The organism is Streptomyces millisiae (genome assembly GCF_031845425.1).
GTDB classification, from domain to species: Bacteria; Actinomycetota; Actinomycetes; order Streptomycetales; family Streptomycetaceae; genus Streptomyces; species Streptomyces millisiae.
The window spans coordinates 1-594 of record NZ_JAVREM010000196.1; the positions used below are offsets into that span (position 1 = coordinate 1).

1 protein-coding gene is annotated in these 594 nt (G+C 65.0%); it reads right to left on the reverse strand.

What is annotated here, in order from left to right; translation table 11 throughout:
* A partial coding sequence (locus RNC47_RS36185; RefSeq protein WP_311605101.1) for an amidase family protein occupies positions 1–594 on the reverse strand: 594 nt, incomplete at both ends.

Below are 594 nucleotides of genomic sequence, written 5' to 3' on the forward strand. Positions count from 1 at the left end.
GCATCCCGCGGTGTGGCTGCCTGGAAGGCGCCGACGATGTCGACAAGCCGGCGCTCCTCGAATGCGCTCCCGACCATCTGCAGGCCGACCGGGAAGGGACGGCCGGCTTCTGTGGTGGTGAAACCGCCGGGGAAGGTGATGGTTGGCAGTTGTGACAGGGTGAACGGCACCGTGAATCGGTGCACCCCTGCGGTGGTCTCTTCGTCCATTCGGATCATCTTCTCGACCGGTGGCGCGATGAAGGACATCGCCGGGATCAGCACCGAGTCCACCTGGGCCAGCGCCGCCTCCATCTGACCCTTGAACTTCAGCCGCCGCTGCAACAGTTCGTCATATTCGATGCCGGACATGGCAATTCCGCGATCGATCAGTTCACTGAGGGCCGGCCCGTAGCTGTCCTTGTGTTCCGGATACAGCCCACGGTGCGCACGGGCGGTCTGCACGGCGCACACGCCGAACCAGTCGGTGATGGCCTCGGTCGGATCGGGCAGGGTGATCGGAACGAGCTCGGCGCCCAGATCACGCAGCGCCTGCTCGGCTTCGCGGTGGGCCTTCTCGACATCGATGCTGACCTCGCGATAGCTCCATTCCGGG